Source organism: Rhizobacter sp. J219, assembly GCF_024700055.1.
In the GTDB taxonomy this organism is placed as follows: domain Bacteria; phylum Pseudomonadota; class Gammaproteobacteria; order Burkholderiales; family Burkholderiaceae_C; genus Rhizobacter.
Genome location: NZ_JAJOND010000001.1, coordinates 5,019,068 through 5,034,035, shown reverse-complemented (window position 1 = coordinate 5,034,035; position 14,968 = coordinate 5,019,068). Strand labels below are relative to the sequence as shown.

14 protein-coding genes and 2 pseudogenes are annotated in these 14,968 nt (G+C 64.0%); 14 read left to right on the top strand and 2 right to left on the bottom strand.

Translation table 11 applies throughout. The features are described from left to right. Window positions 1-25: 25 nt before the first annotated feature. The gene (locus LRS03_RS23970) at window positions 26-871 is read right to left on the bottom strand and encodes a formyl transferase (RefSeq protein WP_257828725.1); all 846 of its coding nucleotides are present in this window, start codon (window positions 869-871) and stop codon (window positions 26-28) included. Window positions 872-912: 41 nt separating this feature from the next. After that, on the bottom strand, window positions 913-1,374 hold the full coding sequence (locus LRS03_RS23965) for a hypothetical protein (protein ID WP_257828723.1): 462 nt from the start codon (window positions 1,372-1,374) through the stop codon (window positions 913-915). A 157-nt stretch (window positions 1,375-1,531) separates the two neighbouring features. On the opposite strand from LRS03_RS23965, the gene rfbB reads away from it, so the two are divergent. The 14 genes and pseudogenes from rfbB to LRS03_RS23895 all read left to right on the top strand — a co-directional run bounded on the left by rfbB (window position 1,532) and on the right by LRS03_RS23895 (window position 14,968). After that, window positions 1,532-2,599 carry a dTDP-glucose 4,6-dehydratase gene (rfbB, locus tag LRS03_RS23960; protein ID WP_257828721.1) on the top strand — a complete coding sequence of 356 codons (1,068 nt, stop codon included), beginning with the start codon at window positions 1,532-1,534 and terminating at the stop codon, window positions 2,597-2,599. Further along, window positions 2,596-3,491, top strand: a pseudogene (gene rfbD, locus LRS03_RS23955) (dTDP-4-dehydrorhamnose reductase). Before rfbB ends, rfbD begins: the two are co-directional and overlap by 4 nt. 22 nt (window positions 3,492-3,513) lie before the next feature. Next, a complete protein-coding gene (gene rfbA, locus LRS03_RS23950) occupies window positions 3,514-4,407 on the top strand; it encodes a glucose-1-phosphate thymidylyltransferase RfbA (protein ID WP_257828719.1) in 894 nt (297 codons plus the stop codon). Beyond that, the gene (rfbC, locus tag LRS03_RS23945; RefSeq protein ID WP_257828718.1) at window positions 4,407-4,937 is read left to right on the top strand and encodes a dTDP-4-dehydrorhamnose 3,5-epimerase; all 531 of its coding nucleotides are present in this window, start codon (window positions 4,407-4,409) and stop codon (window positions 4,935-4,937) included. The genes rfbA and rfbC overlap by 1 nt, the downstream gene beginning before the upstream one ends. A 151-nt stretch (window positions 4,938-5,088) precedes the next feature. Then, window positions 5,089-6,380: pseudogene (locus LRS03_RS23940) on the top strand (nucleotide sugar dehydrogenase). A gap of 1 nt (window position 6,381) precedes the next feature. Further along, window positions 6,382-7,416, top strand: a complete 1,035-nt coding sequence (locus LRS03_RS23935) for an SDR family oxidoreductase (RefSeq protein ID WP_257828717.1) — start codon at window positions 6,382-6,384, stop codon at window positions 7,414-7,416. Between the two features lie 25 nt (window positions 7,417-7,441). Further along, window positions 7,442-8,479, top strand: a complete 1,038-nt coding sequence (locus tag LRS03_RS23930) for an N-acetylneuraminate synthase family protein (RefSeq protein WP_257828715.1) — start codon at window positions 7,442-7,444, stop codon at window positions 8,477-8,479. Window positions 8,480-8,488: 9 nt separating this feature from the next. Beyond that, window positions 8,489-9,631, top strand: coding sequence for a UDP-N-acetylglucosamine 2-epimerase (gene neuC, locus LRS03_RS23925; protein ID WP_257828713.1), 1,143 nt, complete (start codon window positions 8,489-8,491; stop codon window positions 9,629-9,631). Continuing rightward, window positions 9,621-10,211, top strand: a complete 591-nt coding sequence (locus LRS03_RS23920) for an acylneuraminate cytidylyltransferase family protein (protein ID WP_257828711.1) — start codon at window positions 9,621-9,623, stop codon at window positions 10,209-10,211. Before neuC ends, LRS03_RS23920 begins: the two co-directional genes overlap by 11 nt. A gap of 88 nt (window positions 10,212-10,299) precedes the next feature. Next, window positions 10,300-11,223 (top strand): NAD(P)-dependent oxidoreductase, encoded by a 924-nt coding sequence (locus LRS03_RS23915; protein ID WP_257828705.1) that lies wholly within the window; start codon window positions 10,300-10,302, stop codon window positions 11,221-11,223. Continuing rightward, a complete protein-coding gene (locus LRS03_RS23910) occupies window positions 11,223-12,458 on the top strand; it encodes an MATE family efflux transporter (RefSeq protein WP_257828704.1) in 1,236 nt (411 codons plus the stop codon). The genes LRS03_RS23915 and LRS03_RS23910 overlap by 1 nt, the downstream gene beginning before the upstream one ends. Continuing rightward, on the top strand, window positions 12,455-13,864 hold the full coding sequence (locus LRS03_RS23905) for a hypothetical protein (RefSeq protein ID WP_257828702.1): 1,410 nt from the start codon (window positions 12,455-12,457) through the stop codon (window positions 13,862-13,864). Before LRS03_RS23910 ends, LRS03_RS23905 begins: the two co-directional genes overlap by 4 nt. A 36-nt stretch (window positions 13,865-13,900) precedes the next feature. Beyond that, window positions 13,901-14,758 (top strand): class I SAM-dependent methyltransferase, encoded by an 858-nt coding sequence (locus LRS03_RS23900; RefSeq protein WP_257828701.1) that lies wholly within the window; start codon window positions 13,901-13,903, stop codon window positions 14,756-14,758. Between the two features lie 39 nt (window positions 14,759-14,797). Then, window positions 14,798-14,968, top strand: coding sequence for a hypothetical protein (locus LRS03_RS23895; protein ID WP_257828699.1), 171 nt, complete (start codon window positions 14,798-14,800; stop codon window positions 14,966-14,968).

The following is a 14,968-nucleotide window of genomic DNA, read 5'->3' as shown; positions in this document are numbered from 1 at the left end:
ATGATGGCTTTCCCTGGCGGAGCAGTCACGATGCAGCTCCCACTTCCAGCCGTCGATACACAAGACGGCGAATGCGCTCGTTCATGAAATGGAAGGTGACCCCCTCGTCCTCACGCTGCGCCACGGCCGGCAGAGCGTGCAACGGGCCTACTGCCTGAGACACAAGGCGCAGCAGCAAGACCGCACGCAGGGCGGGGTCGACGAAGGAATACAGCAGGCGGTAGGCCATCGGAGGCGGCAACGCGGCAAAACCATCGGGCAGCGGCGGAGACTCGAACTCTGCGGCCAAGAGGATGCCCCCCATGTCCAGCCCTGGACTCATGTAGAAGGCTGTTGCTCCGGGTCGGCCTCGCACCAGCATGGACCAGAGCAGTCCGTCTGCACCCCGCACGTCGGGCAGGTAGCCCGGGTGCACGTGAATGAAGCGGGTGTTCGCAATGCCAAGCAATTCCGCAGGCACCATCCCACCTCCGGTAAACAACACCGCGCGACGCCCGGGCAGCCCGCGCAGGAACGACGCCAAGGTTGGGTCACCGAGCCCGTCGACGAATACCTCGTCGACCTGATCGGAATAGCGTGAGTAGTCAGGCCGCTCGATCAAGCACCGGTACAACGACGCGTCGAATTCGTACGCCCGGGCCAGCGTCTGCAGCCAGGGTTGGCACATAGCGGCATGGTGCCTCAGGAATTCCCTAGGCCAATGGTTCATCCGCAAATCATGCAGACGTCGGGCCAGCGCCTGCCGGGCGAACCTCGGCAACCAAGGCGCCAGCGGGCGGCCACTGGCCACATCGCGCTTCTGCGTCATCAGGATGATCCGCTCCACCCGATGGCCGGCTGCAGCCAGCATGCCAAGGTAGCTGCGGGCCATGGGCCCTTCATACACCAGCACCGTAAGGCCAAGCACGGACGTCACCGCAACCGCTCCTCGCAAAGCGCCAGCAGGGCCTCGTCAAGCCGAGGTATCAGGGCACGCGTTTCGGGTTGGCCACGCACGTGATCCAGGCAGTTGAAGGCGGAGTTGGCCCAACGAAGTGCGCACCCCCGGGCCGACCCGTGGAAGCCAGCATGCGCGCGCCGCGCCGCCTCGGCAAAGACCAGCGCGAGGCCGAGATAAGCATCCGGACTCACCTCTTCGGTGGACGCCGCCTTGCCAATACCCGGTTCATAGGTCGTCTTCACGCTGCGGGCCACATCGATCTTGCGCTGGTAGCGCTCCCGCCGGAACGCCGCATCTCCAATGGCTGACGGATCGACCAGCATGCCGGCGACGTCGCGCTCGACCTCGCTGGCGCTGGGCCGCAACGACCGGCTCAGCGCTGGCGCATGCGCCGCATACAGCTCTTCCAACAAAATTTCCGCTCTGCTCGCCATCGAGGCCTTTCAAGGGACCACAACGAAGTGAAGGCGAATTATGCGAGCGCCGCCGGGGTTTGCGCCGCTGCGCACCGACGGTACGCAGCACTAGAATCGGTTCGCGTGCGAGGCGCCTCTGGCGCACCTTTTCTACGTCCAAACCATCAGGGCACACATGATTCTTGTCACCGGCGGCGCTGGTTTCATCGGCGCAAACTTTGTGCTCGACTGGATCGAGGCCACCGGCGAGCCGGTTGTCAACCTCGATGCCCTCACCTACGCCGGCAATCTTGCCAACCTCAAGTCGCTCGCCCAGGACAAGAGGCACATCTTCGTGCAGGGAGACATCGGCGACGGGGCGCTGGTCGACCAAGTTCTCAAGGCGCATCAGCCACGCGCCATCGTGCACTTCGCAGCCGAGAGCCATGTCGACCGCAGCATCCACGGCCCAGGCGCCTTTGTGCGGACCAACGTCAACGGCACCTTCACCCTACTGGAAGCCGCGCGCGGCCACTGGATGCAGTTACAAGGCGCTGCGAGGGAGACCTTTCGCTTCCATCATGTGTCCACCGACGAGGTCTATGGCTCGCTCAAGCCAACCGATCCGCCGTTCACCGAGACCCACCCCTACGAGCCCAACAGCCCGTATTCGGCAAGCAAGGCCGCGAGTGACCACATGGTGCGTGCCTGGCACCACACCTATGGCCTGCCGGTGGTCACGACCAACTGCAGCAACAACTACGGCCCCTATCACTTCCCCGAGAAGCTGATCCCGTTGATGATCGTTAACGCGCTGGCCGGCAAACCTCTACCGGTGTACGGCGACGGCATGCAGGTGCGCGACTGGCTATATGTCAAGGACCACTGCTCTGCCATCCGTGAAGTGCTGGCCCGTGGCAGGGTAGGCGAGACCTACAACATCGGCGGCTGGAACGAGAAGCCCAACATCGAAATCGTGAAGACGATCTGCGCATTGCTCGACGAACTGCGCCCTGACTCCGCCGGCAGCTACGCCCGCCATATCACCTATGTGACTGACCGTCCAGGCCACGACCGTCGCTACGCGATTGACGCCCGCAAACTGGAGCGCGAACTCGGCTGGAAGCCGGCCGAAACTTTCGAGACCGGCATCCGCAAGACGGTGCAGTGGTATCTCGATCATGCCGATTGGGTGGCTGAGGTTCAGAGTGGCGCCTACCGCGATTGGGTCGCCCGCAACTACGCCGACCGGTCGGCCAGATGAAGATCCTGCTGCTGGGCAAGAACGGCCAGGTCGGCTGGGAACTGCAGCGCTCGCTGGCGCCGCTGGGTGAAGTCATCGCCCTCGACTTCGACAGCCCACCCCCCTGACCGCCGACTTCTCCAAACCTGAATTGCTTGCAGCCACCGTGCGGGCGGTTGCTCCGCAGGTCATCGTCAACGCGGCAGCCCACACCGCGGTCGACAAGGCCGAGAGCGAACCGGAACTCGCCCGTGCGATCAACGCGTCGGCCGTCGGCGTGATTGCCCGCGAAGCTGCGGCAATCGGCGCCTGGCTCGCGCACTACAGCACCGATTACGTCTTCGACGGCAGTGGAAGCACTCCGTGGATTGAAGACTCGCCCACTGGCCCCCTGAGCGTGTATGGCGCGACCAAGCTCGAAGGTGAAGAAGCCATCCGCGCAAGCGGCGTCAAGCACCTCATCTTTCGCACGAGTTGGGTCTATGCCACCCGCGGTGGCAACTTCGCCAAGACCATTCTGCGACTGGCCAAGGAGCGAGACCGACTGACCGTGATCAACGACCAGATCGGCGCCCCCACAGGAGCGGATCTGCTGGCCGACATCACCGCGCACGCCTTGCTTGCGGCCCAGCGGCAGCCGCTCTTCTCGGGCACCTACCATGCCGTCGCTTCCGGCGAGACAAGCTGGCACGACTATGCCCGCCACGTGATCGAGTTTGCCCGCCTGAACGGGCAACTGATCAAGGTCGCCCCCGATGCAATCGCACCGGTGCCGACCAGCGCCTTCCCAACGCCTGCAAAGCGCCCTGGCAATTCGCGCATGAACACTTCGAAGCTGCAACAGGCGTTCGGGTTGACCTTGCCGCACTGGAAGGTCGGCGTCGAGCGCATGCTGACCGAAGTGCTGACCTGAACAACCCTCCACACAAGCACCCATGAGCACCGCATCCCCCCGCAAGGGCATCATCCTCGCCGGTGGCTCCGGCACCCGGCTGCACCCGGCCACGCTCGCCATCAGCAAGCAGTTGCTGCCGGTCTATGACAAACCGATGGTGTACTACCCGCTGGCGACGCTGATGCTCGCGGGCATCCGCGACATCCTGCTCATCAGCACGCCACAAGACACGCCACGCTTCGAGGCGCTGCTCGGTGATGGCGCCAAGTGGGGCATCAACATCAGCTACTGTGTACAGCCGAGCCCGGATGGCCTCGCGCAGGCGTTCATCCTGGGCAAGCAGTTCGTGAGTGGCCAGCCGAGCGCGCTGGTGCTGGGCGACAACATTTTCTACGGCCACGACCTGCAGCGGCTGTTGCACTCCGCCGCGGGTCGCTCCACCGGCTCGTCGGTGTTTGCGTACCACGTGCACGACCCGGAGCGTTACGGCGTGGTGGACTTCGATGCCAACAAGCGCGCGCTAAGCATCGAGGAAAAGCCCAAGCAGCCCAAGAGCAACTACGCGGTGACAGGCTTGTACTTCTACGACGAGCAGGTATGCGACATCGCGGCCAGCATCAAACCGTCGGCGCGGGGCGAACTGGAAATCACCGACGTCAATGCCCGTTACCTGCAGCAAGGCCAGCTCAACGTCGAGATCATGGGCCGTGGTTATGCCTGGCTAGACACCGGCACTCACGACAGCCTGCTCGAAGCCAGCCAATTCATTGCCGTGCTCGAGAAGCGCCAGGGCCTGAAGGTGGCCTGCCCCGAGGAAATCGCGTTCCGTTCCGGCTGGATCACCACCGAACAACTGGAAAATATGGCCCAGCCCATGCTCAAAAACGGGTATGGCCAATACCTGATGCAAATCGTGAAGAGCCAGATCTTTTGATGAAAGTCACGACAACTGCTATCGAGGGCGTGCTCATCCTCGAACCGAAGGTTTTTGGTGACGAGCGCGGTTTCTTCCTGGAAAGCTTCAACCAAAAGGCGTTCGACGATGCCGTGGGGCGCCATATCGACTTCGTGCAGGACAATCAATCGCGCTCCGCGCGAGGCGTGTTGCGCGGCCTGCATTTCCAGAAACCTCCGCACGAGCAGGGCAAGCTGGTACGTGTCACTCACGGCAGCGTCTTCGACGTGGCGGTCGACATCCGCCCGGGCAGCGCCACCTACGGCCGCTGGGTCGGGGTGGAATTGAGCGCCAGCAACCATCGCCAGCTGTGGATCCCGCCCGGCCTGGCGCACGGATTCCTTGTCACCAGCGACAGCGCGGACTTTCTATACAAGACGACCGGCTACTACGCCCCTTCATCGGAAGGCGCCATCCGCTGGAACGACCCCACGCTCGGCATCGACTGGCCCCTGGATGGTGTCGATGCGGTGCTGTCGCCCAAGGACGCAGTTGCTCCGCTGTTCTGATTCGCGCTACATCGGGCCGACGCCCCGGTGACGGGCCCCGCTTCCCTGCCCCCCGTTCAATGGTCAAATCCGGTGTTCGCATACCCACCATCCAAGTTTGCCCGCACGACGTTGCCGCCCCCTCGCTGTCCACCATTCCGCTACCTGACGAATGAGCACCTCGCCCCTTACCGTCGCCGTCATCGGCCTAGGCTACGTTGGCCTGCCCCTCGCCGTCGCCTTCGGCAAGCAACACCGCACACTGGGCTTAGACCTGTCGAAGGAAAAGGTCGCGGCCTATCAGCGCCATGTCGACCCCACCGGCGAAGTCTCCAGCGAAGACCTTCGCGCCGCCACCCAGCTCACCTGCTCGACCGATCTCAGCCTGCTGTCGCAGGCTGACTTCATCGTCGTCGCCGTGCCGACGCCCGTCGATGACGCGCATCGCCCTGACTTCACGCCACTGGAGAAGATTTCGAGAGCGTGGGCCGCTACATCAAGCGCGGCGCGATCGTGGTGTACGAGTCCACCGTCTACCCCGGTGCGACGGAAGAGGTTTGCATTCCCATTATCGAGAAGTGTTCAGGGCTCAAGTGGAAGCAGGACTTCTTCGTGGGCTACAGCCCCGAGCGCATCAACCCGGGCGACAGGGAGCGTACGCTCACGAAGATCGTGAAGGTGGTGTCGGGCGACACACCGGCCACGCTCGAGACGGTGAGCCGCATGTACGGCTCGGTCATCACCGCCGGTGTCTACCCCGCTAGCAGCATCAAGGTGGCCGAAGCCGCCAAGGTGATCGAGAACACGCAGCGCGACCTCAACATCGCGCTCATGAACGAACTCGCGGTGATCTTCAAGCGCATCGGCATCGACACACTCGAAGTGCTGGAGGCCGCGGGCACCAAGTGGAACTTCCTGCCCTTCCGGCCGGGCCTAGTCGGCGGCCACTGCATTGGCGTGGACCCGTACTACCTCACGCACAAGGCGGAGATGCTCGGCTACCACCCGCAGGTCATCTTGGCCGGTCGGCGCATCAACGACAACATGGGCAAGTTCATCGCCGAACAGACCGTCAAGGAGATGCTCGCGGCCGACCTGCCGGTGAAGGGCGCCGACGTCATCGTGCTCGGCCTCACCTTCAAGGAGAACTGCCCCGACCTGCGCAATAGCAAGGTGATCGACGTCATACGCGAACTTGAGACCTACGGCATCCGTGTGCACGTGTGCGAGCCCACCGCGCAGCCCGCCGAGGCCATGCACGAGTACGGCATCGAGTTGAAGCGCTGGGACGATCTTCCACCGGCACGTGTCATCGTGGCCGCCGTGGCGCACCAGGAGTTCAAGGAGCTCTCAGCACCGACACTGGCCAGAAAGATCGGCCAGGGCGGCGTGTTCGTCGATGTGAAGTGCGCCTTCGATTCCGAGGCCCTCGCCGCCGCGGGCCTGACCGTGTGGAGGCTTTGAGGTGCATGTACCGAGCCGCTACGAGCAGACGCTGGCCGCCCTGCGTGAAAGGCCGCGGCGCTGGCTGATCACCGGCGTCGCAGGGTTCATCGGCAGCAACCTGCTCGAGTGCCTGCTTCGCCAGGGCCAGATCGTCACCGGCCTGGACAACTTCGCCACCGGGCACCGCCGCAACCTCGATCAGGTGCGCGCGCTCGTGAGCCCGGAGCAGTGGTCGCGCTTCAACTTCATCGAGGGCGACGTGAGAACGATCGAGGCCTGCCAGCTGGCGTGCGAAGGCATCGACTACGTGTTGCACCAGGCGGCCCTGGGCTCGGTGCCAAGATCCCTTGCCGACCCCATCGCCACGAATGCCGTCAACGTGACCGGCTTCCTCAACATGATGGTGGCCGCGCGCAGCGCCGGCGTACGCCGTTTTGTCTACGCTGCCAGCAGTTCCACCTATGGAGACCACCCAGGGCTGCCTAAAGTCGAGTCCTTGATTGGCAAGCCGCTGTCGCCTTACGCCGTCACGAAGTACGTCAACGAGCTGTACGCCGACGTCTTCGCCCGGTGCTACGGCATCGAGTCCATCGGCCTGCGCTACTTCAACGTCTTCGGCCCGCGGCAGGACCCTGAAGGCGCCTACGCCGCCGTCATCCCGAAATGGTCGGCCGCGATCCTGCGCGGCGAGACCGTCCACATCAACGGTGACGGCAAGACGAGCCGCGACTTCTGCTTCGTCGACAACGCCGTGCAGGCCAACGTGCTGGCGGCCACCACCACCGATGAACGCGCCGTCAACCAGGTCTACAACGTGGCCTTGGGCGACGAGACCACCCTGACCAGGCTGTATGAGCTGCTGCAGGAGCGCCTGGGCCCGCGCCGCAAGGGCGCCGCAACCTCGCAACTCGTGTACCGTGGCTTCCGCGACGGCGATGTTCGGCACTCCCGCGCCGACATCTCCAAAGCTGCCGAACTGCTGGGCTATGCCCCGACCCACCGCATCGCTGCTGGCCTGGACGCCACGGCCGACTGGTACGTGCGCAGCCTCTGACCCCAAGACTCACGCCCACCCCACCATGCAGATCGCCAACCGCTCGATCGGTCCCGAGCACAAGCCCTTCATCGTGGCCGAGGTTGCTCAGTCCCACGACGGCAGCCTGGGCACTGCCTTCGCATTCATCGACGCGGCACGCGAATGTGGCGCCGATGCCATCAAGTTCCAGACCCACATCGCCAGCGAGGAGAGCACCGCAGCCGAACCCTGGCGCGTGCGCTTCAGCCGCCAGGACGCGACACGCTACGACTACTGGCGCCGCATGGAGTTCACCCAGGCTCAATGGGGAGAACTCAAGGCCCACGCCGACGCGCGCGGCATCATCTTCCTGAGTCCGCCCTTCTCCATCAAGGCGTGCGAGTGGCTCGCCGGATTCGGCATGGCCGCCTGGAAGCTCGCCTCCGGCGAGGTGCACAACGAGCAACTGGTCGAGTGGATCGCGGCGCGGGGGGAGCCGATGATCGTCTCCAGCGGCCTGAGCCGCCAGGCCGAGACGGCTGCTCTCGTTCAACGGCTGCGTGCGCGGAGCCTCGACCTGGCCGTACTGCATTGCACGACCCGCTATCCGACGCCACCCGAAGAGGTCGGCATGAACATCTTCGAGTCCTTCGTGCGCGACTACGACGGGCTGCCGGTCGGCCTGTCGGACCACTCCGGCACCACCCACCCCGGCATCGTCGCCAGCTACCTGGGCGCCTCCGTAATCGAGGTGCACCTGACGCTGCACTCGAAGATGTTTGGCCCCGACGTCTCGTCGTCGCTCACGCCCGACCAGCTCTCCGATCTCGTCAAGGGCAGCGAATTCGCCTGGCGCATGCGCATGCACCAGGTCGACAAGGACAACCAGCTGGGTGTACTCGTCAAGGAACGCAGCATCTTCGGCCGCAGCCTCGTCGCCGCGCGCGACATCGCCGAAGGCGAAGTACTGGACGAGGCCATGGTCGCCTTCAAGAAGCCCGGCGGCGGGCTGGTCTACCAGGACCTGCACAAGCTGATCGGCCGCAAGGCCCGCCGCGCGCTGCCGCGGGATCACAGATTCGGAGAAGAAGATGTCCGCTAAACAACGGGTGTGCGTGGCCATCACGGCCCGACCCAGCTACTCGCGCATCCGCACAGCCCTCGAAGGGCTTGCCGCAGCGCCCGGCGTCCAGCTTCAGGTGCTTTGCTCCGGCTCCGCCCTGCTGGACCGCTACGGCCGCGTCGTCGACCTGATCCGCCAGGACGGCTTCGACGTGATCGAAGACTCTACACCTTCGTCGAAGGCAACGAGCCCATCAACATGGCGCTCACCACCGCCAACACCATCCAGCACACCGCGTCGGTGCTGCGCCGCATCGCCCCCGACTGGATGATGACCATCGCCGACCGCTACGAAACGCTGGGCACGGCCGTCGCCGCAGCCTATGCCGGCGTGCCGCTGATCCACGTCCAGGGCGGCGAGATCACGGGCAACATCGACGAGAAGGTACGCCACGCCGTCACCAAGCTCGCCGACGTGCACTTCGTTGCCAACACGCAGGCCCAGGCCCGCGTTCGCCAGATGGGCGAGCACCCGTCGTCGGTCCATGTGACGGGCTGCCCCTCCATCGACATCGCCCGCGAGGCGATGGCCATGCCGATCGAAGAAGTGCAGGCCGCGATCGACGCACTTGGTGTCGGCACGCATGTCGACCTCCGCAGCGATTTCCTCGTCGTGCTGCAGCACCCCGAGACCGACAGCTACGACCACAGCTACGAGCGCATGTCGGCCACGCTGGACGCCGTGGCCGAGGTCGGCGTGCCCACGATCATCTTCTGGCCCAACGTGGACGCCGGCTCCGACGCCACCTCCAAGGCCATTCGCGTCTTCCGCGAATCGGGCCGCTTCCAGAAGGCGCACTACATCAAGAACCTCGAAGGCCACCTCTTCCTGCGCCTGCTGGAGCAGAGTCGCTGCCTGATCGGCAACTCGAGCGTCGGCATCCGAGAGTGTTCGTACATGGGCACGCCCGTCATCAACCTCGGTGACCGCCAGCACGGCCGAGAGCGCGGCAGCAACGTGATCGACTGCGACTGGGACGCGCTCGCCATCCGTGCCGCCATCGAGACCCAGCTCAAGCACGGCCGCTACCCGAGCTCCACCATCTACGGTGATGGTTATGCCGGCGAGCGCATTGCGCGCATGGTTCAGGGCCTGACGAAAACCACCACGAAGCGTTTCCATGAGGCCTGAAATCCTCGCGCTGATCCCCGCCCGCGGCGGCTCCAAAGGCGTGCCCCACAAGAACCGCCGACTGGTGGCGGGCAAGCCGCTCATCCGCTACTCCATCGACTCAGCTCAGACGGCCGGCCGGATCACGCGGATCGCCGTCACGACCGACGACCCCGAGATCGCCGCGATCGCCCGCGATGCCGGGGTCATGGTGGTCGATCGCCCGGCCGAGATCGCAGCCGACCAGAGCCCGGTGATCGACGCAGTGCGCCATGCGCTCGGCACGCTGCGCGAGCGCGGCCTCCCAGAGTTCGATGGCGTGGCGCTGCTGCAGCCCACCTCGCCACTGCGCACCGGGGAAGACATCGACCGTGCCGTCGACCTCTATCTGCACGACCGCAATCCCGTGTGCAGCGTCTACCGCTGCGAAGACAACCACCCGGCCCGCATGTACTCGATCGATGGCCAGCGACTGAAGCCGCTGATGCCCGAGCCGACAGCGTGCGGCGGCAGGACCTGCCGGCCGTCTACCACCGCAACGGCGCGCTCTATGTCTTCGGCCAGCGCGAGGTCGAGTCGGGCCAAATCATCTCACCGCTGATGACGCCATACGTCATGGATCCGTCGGTCTCGCTCAACGTGGACACCGAGTTCGATCTCGTCGTGCTTGAGGCGATGCTGTCGCGCCCATGATCCCGATCCTGCTCAACGAACCTGACGGATTCCCCGCAAGCGCCATTGAGCGGCTGCAGCGCATCGGGCCCGTGCACCGGTCCGACGCAGCCTACCCGGCGGAGTCCATCCAGGTCGTGTTCGTGCGTCTGCGCGAGCGCATCGGCGCCGAATTCCTGCGCTGCCACCCGGCGTTGCGTGTCGTCGTCAGCCCGACCACGGGGCTCAACCACCTCGACACGGCGCTACTGGCCGAGGCTGGCGTCGAGGTCATCAGCCTCAAGGGCCGCACCGCCTTCCTTGATCACATCCACGCCACGGCCGAACACACGCTGGCGTTGGCGCTCGCGCTGATTCGCCGACTGCCCGCCGCGCACCGCGACGTGCTCGCCGGCGCCTGGAACCGCTATCCCTTCCAGGGCAGCGAACTGTATGGCAAGACCGTGCTGCTGCTCGGCTATGGCCGCATCGGCCGCCAGGTCCATGCGCTGTACTCGGCCTTCGGCTGCCGCATGCTGGCCTGCGACGTGGTAGAAAACCGGGTGCCCCCTGCCCTGCGCTGCGAGCTGTCGTCCGCGCTTGCACAGGCCGACCTGGTGTCCATCCACGTCAACCTCGAGCCCGGCACGCACGGGCTGGTCGACGCTGCGGTGCTCGACCAATTGCGTACGTCCGCCGTCATCGTCAACACCTCGCGCGGCGAGATCGTCGACCAGACGGCGCTGCTGGAGCGTGTGGCCGACGGACGTCTCGGTGGCGCTGCAATCGATGTGCTGGTCGACGAGCCTGCGCCGCTCACGCCTGCGGTGCGCGCACTGATCGAGCGTTGCGGCCCGCGACTTGTGGTCACCCCTCACATCTCCGGCTTCACCGCGGAATCCTTGACGACCGTCGAACAGCATGTGACCGATCTGCTGCTGGAGGCTGCAGAGCGACTCTGATGCGGCTCGAGATCGTTGCGCTAATGTTGTCGTTCGGCACGAGCAGCCTGTTTTGGCTGCTCGCAGCCTTTCGCATGGAAACCACCGTCTACGGCACCATGATGCAGTGGCAGGCGCTGCTGATGGTGAGTGCCGCGTTCTTCGCGTGGCGCACGCATGATCTGGTCTTCCACCTCCAGAAGCACCATGAGACCACGCTGCGGCAAGCCTATTTCACGGCAGTGAAGCTCGAAATCGCGCTGACGGGCGCAGGCACGGTCTGCGCAGTCCTTCTGCTGCAAGCAGCCCCCTGGTTTGGCATTGCGGAAGCCTCGTCTGATGCGCTCGCGATCGGGCTGGTGTCGCTGCTAGCGAACCTCACGGTGTTGCAAGGTTCTGCGACCGCCTATCTGCGCACCTTGCATCTCGACCGTCGCATCGCGCATGTCGATCTGATCACCGGAGCCTGCTGGGCAGTCGCCGTGGGGCTGTTGTGGGTACTTCCGGCCGACATGCCCATGGCCGTACTCACGACGGGCCTGGCCGCCGCCTCAGTGCGGGCACTCGCGCTGGCCTGGTTCGCGTTAAGCGCGGCTCGGGTCCAGCATGATCCCCTCGACCGGGCCCCGCCGGCACTCGACCTGCGCAGCCTCGGCAAGTTCCTGCTAGCAGGACAGCTGACCAATTTCGTCAAGAACAATCTGCTGCCCATCGAAACCCTGTTGCTGGGCCGTCTTGCAGGCGCCGATGCCGTGGCACTGTTCCGTTTGGCCAGATCGCTGTTGAACCTGACCACCGTGATGCTCAACATCAGCTACCAGAAAAGCTTCGTTCTGCTGGTGAAGGCCGCTGACGAATCGGCGCGCCTGAAGGCCATCCGCCGAATGACACGCACCTCCGTTCTGCTCTGGGCCGGCTCGTTCCCCATCGTGTTCCTGGCGGCATACATCTTCGTCGCACTGCGACACGACGATGCGTACGACCAGCTGCTGGTCGTGCTGGCGCTGGCCGCGGTGGCTACGCTGCCGATGGCCTTGCAACAATCCGTTTTCGCCGCGTTGTCGCTGGACGGTGACTTCAGGAGAATCAACATCGCCTATGTGATCGGGCTGCTGGCGCTGGCGGGCACATGCGTCGTGCTCCGCCATGCCATGACGGTGAACCTCTTCATGATGTGCATTGCGACGAGCGGTTTCGTTCGCTGGTTCATGATGAGCAGTTCTTTTTCTTGGATACCTCGAAGGAAACAACCGTGAGCCGGATTGCCATTGCGCTCCCCTATGCGGTTTCGATCCGCGATTTCGTGCACAGCGGCGCGCTCGATCAATTGATGAAGGATCCCGCGAACGAGCTGGTGATCTACACCATGAATCCGGCGATTCCCGAACTCGCCGATGCCAAGCTGCGCGGTGTGGAGATCAAGGCGATCGCGCCCTACAAGGACTCCCTGCCGGAGCGGATTTTCAAGGCCTGCTACCCGCTCTTCTTTGCCGCCCAGTTCGTGTACATCCAGCAGGCGCTTGCACAGCGCCCCCTCCGACGCGGGCTGGCCGCGGTTTGCATGGCTCTTCGACGCCTGCTCGGAACGCCAGCGACCCTCAGGCTCGGCAGCTGGAGCCTCTTGGCCATGTATCGGCTGCGCCGCCCCACGCGCCAGCTCGATGGCAACATCAAGCTCCTGGTAGGAACCCGCTCACTGATCAACTCGCTCGACTACGGACTGATGGCCGAAGCCGCAGCCAACGGCGTGCCCTTGATGACCGTCGCGGGCAGCTGGGACAACTTCACCACCAAAGGCTACTTCCCGTTCCCCGCCCGCCAGACCGTGGTCTGGAACCTGAAGATGAAGCAGGAGCTGATGGATCTGTTCAAGGTGCCTGGGGGGAACATCCAGATCGCGGGCTATCCCCGTGCGGCCTTGCTCAGAAACCGCGTCGGCGACACCAACCCTCAGGCCTATCTTCAAAGCATCGGCATTAAAGGCTTCCGCAGGTATGTGCTCTACAGCGCGTCGTATGGAGAGCTCACTCGCGTCCCCGGGCACGAGATGCCGGTGGAATACCTGGCCATTAAGAAGATCTGCGAGCGCCTGGTGCCTGGCCTGCCTGCCGACACCTGCGTGCTGATCAGGCTGCATCCGTTCTCCAAACAGGAAGATCGTGATTTCTTCTCCGCGCTGGAGCGATGCTTCACCTACGTGCCGGGCCGGCAAGATGCCTACGTCGAGCGTGTGATGAACGACACCGATGAGCGACACCTGGCGCAGCAGATCGCCTATTCGGCATGCGTTGTGTCGATGGCGTCGACCATGTCGATCGACACGCTTTGCCTGCGCAAACCCATCCTCAACATTGCCTTCGAGCCCATCGCCGACATGCCCTTCCATGAGGGCATCAAACGGTTCTACGAATTCAACCATTTCCGCGATCTGGTGAAGACCGCCCGCCTTCCACTGGCCACCGATGTCGAGCAGGTGATCGATTTCGTGGACCGCTGCATCGAAGGGCGGTACGCATCGCCCGTGGACTATGCGGCCTTCCAAGAGTGGTACGTGCCGGACGACTCAGCGGAATATCCATCCAAGGTGTGCGCCGCCATCGAAAGCAACGTTCCAAAGGCCGCACCCAGCCACGACCGCCCGATTGGCACCGCGCGCGCCTGACTCGCGCATTCACGCAAACGAAGATCTGGAGAATTGATGAGCGACACACAACCCATCAGCGTCCCGGGCCGGCTGCCCGGCGTCCGATACGACCCGGTGGAAAACCTCGAGTTCTGGCCCATCTCTTCGCAGACCAGCCAACGCCAACATGAAGAGTGGACACAAGACGAAGACAACGCAAGCCTCTATCGCCAGTCGATCGAAGAACGCCGCAAGTTTCTGAACTACAAGGCCAAGCATCTGAGCTGGGGCCGAAGCGACTACTACTTGCGCCGCATGGGCATCCCCATCAAGGGAAAGATCCTCGAGCAAGGTGCCGGCTGCTTCTGGCTGTCGTCGTACCTGTCGAGCTTCCCAGATGTCGAGGAAGTGATCGGCGTGGAGCTGAGCAAGGATCGCATACTTGCCTTCCGCGATTTAGCCTGTGAGCTGTTTCCCGACAACCAGCGCCAGAAGATCCGCTATGCGGTGGGTGACATGCATGCGCTGCACGTGCCCGACAACTCGATCGACATCGTGGCCTGTGATGCCGTGCTGCACCATGCCGACAACTTGGTGGCCATGCTGCGCGAATCGTGGCGCGTGCTCAAACCGGGTGGCTGGTTCGTCGCGCTGAGAGAACCCACGATCTCGAACCTCCGATTCAAGCCCCCGCGTTTCCACTCGCGCTACCCGGAAGACGGAAGCGCGATGTACTACTACAAGGATGGCTGGAAGAGCGCCTTCCTCAACGGGTGGTTCGAGAACATCCAGATCCACCACTTCATGGAATACGGGCTCATCAGGGGCCGCGCCGCGCCCTGGATGGTCCGTCGCCTGCTACGTGCCATCGACCTGCGCATCTACCTGAATCTCTATCCGAAGGTCTGCATCGCTGCGCAGAAACCGAAGTGACTTGACGCGAAGCGCCTCAAAGAGGGCGACTTCGACGCGATGTTCGAAGACGACTTCCGCTTCAACAACATTTACTCGCTGGCCTACCTGCCGCACCATCTCGGCGACGCCGACAAATTCACCTGCGGTCGCTGCCGCTGGCCGTCACGCGGACTCTGGGTGAATGCGCCGCGGCGGCCTGACTCGTCGAACAGCGGCAAACATCACTGA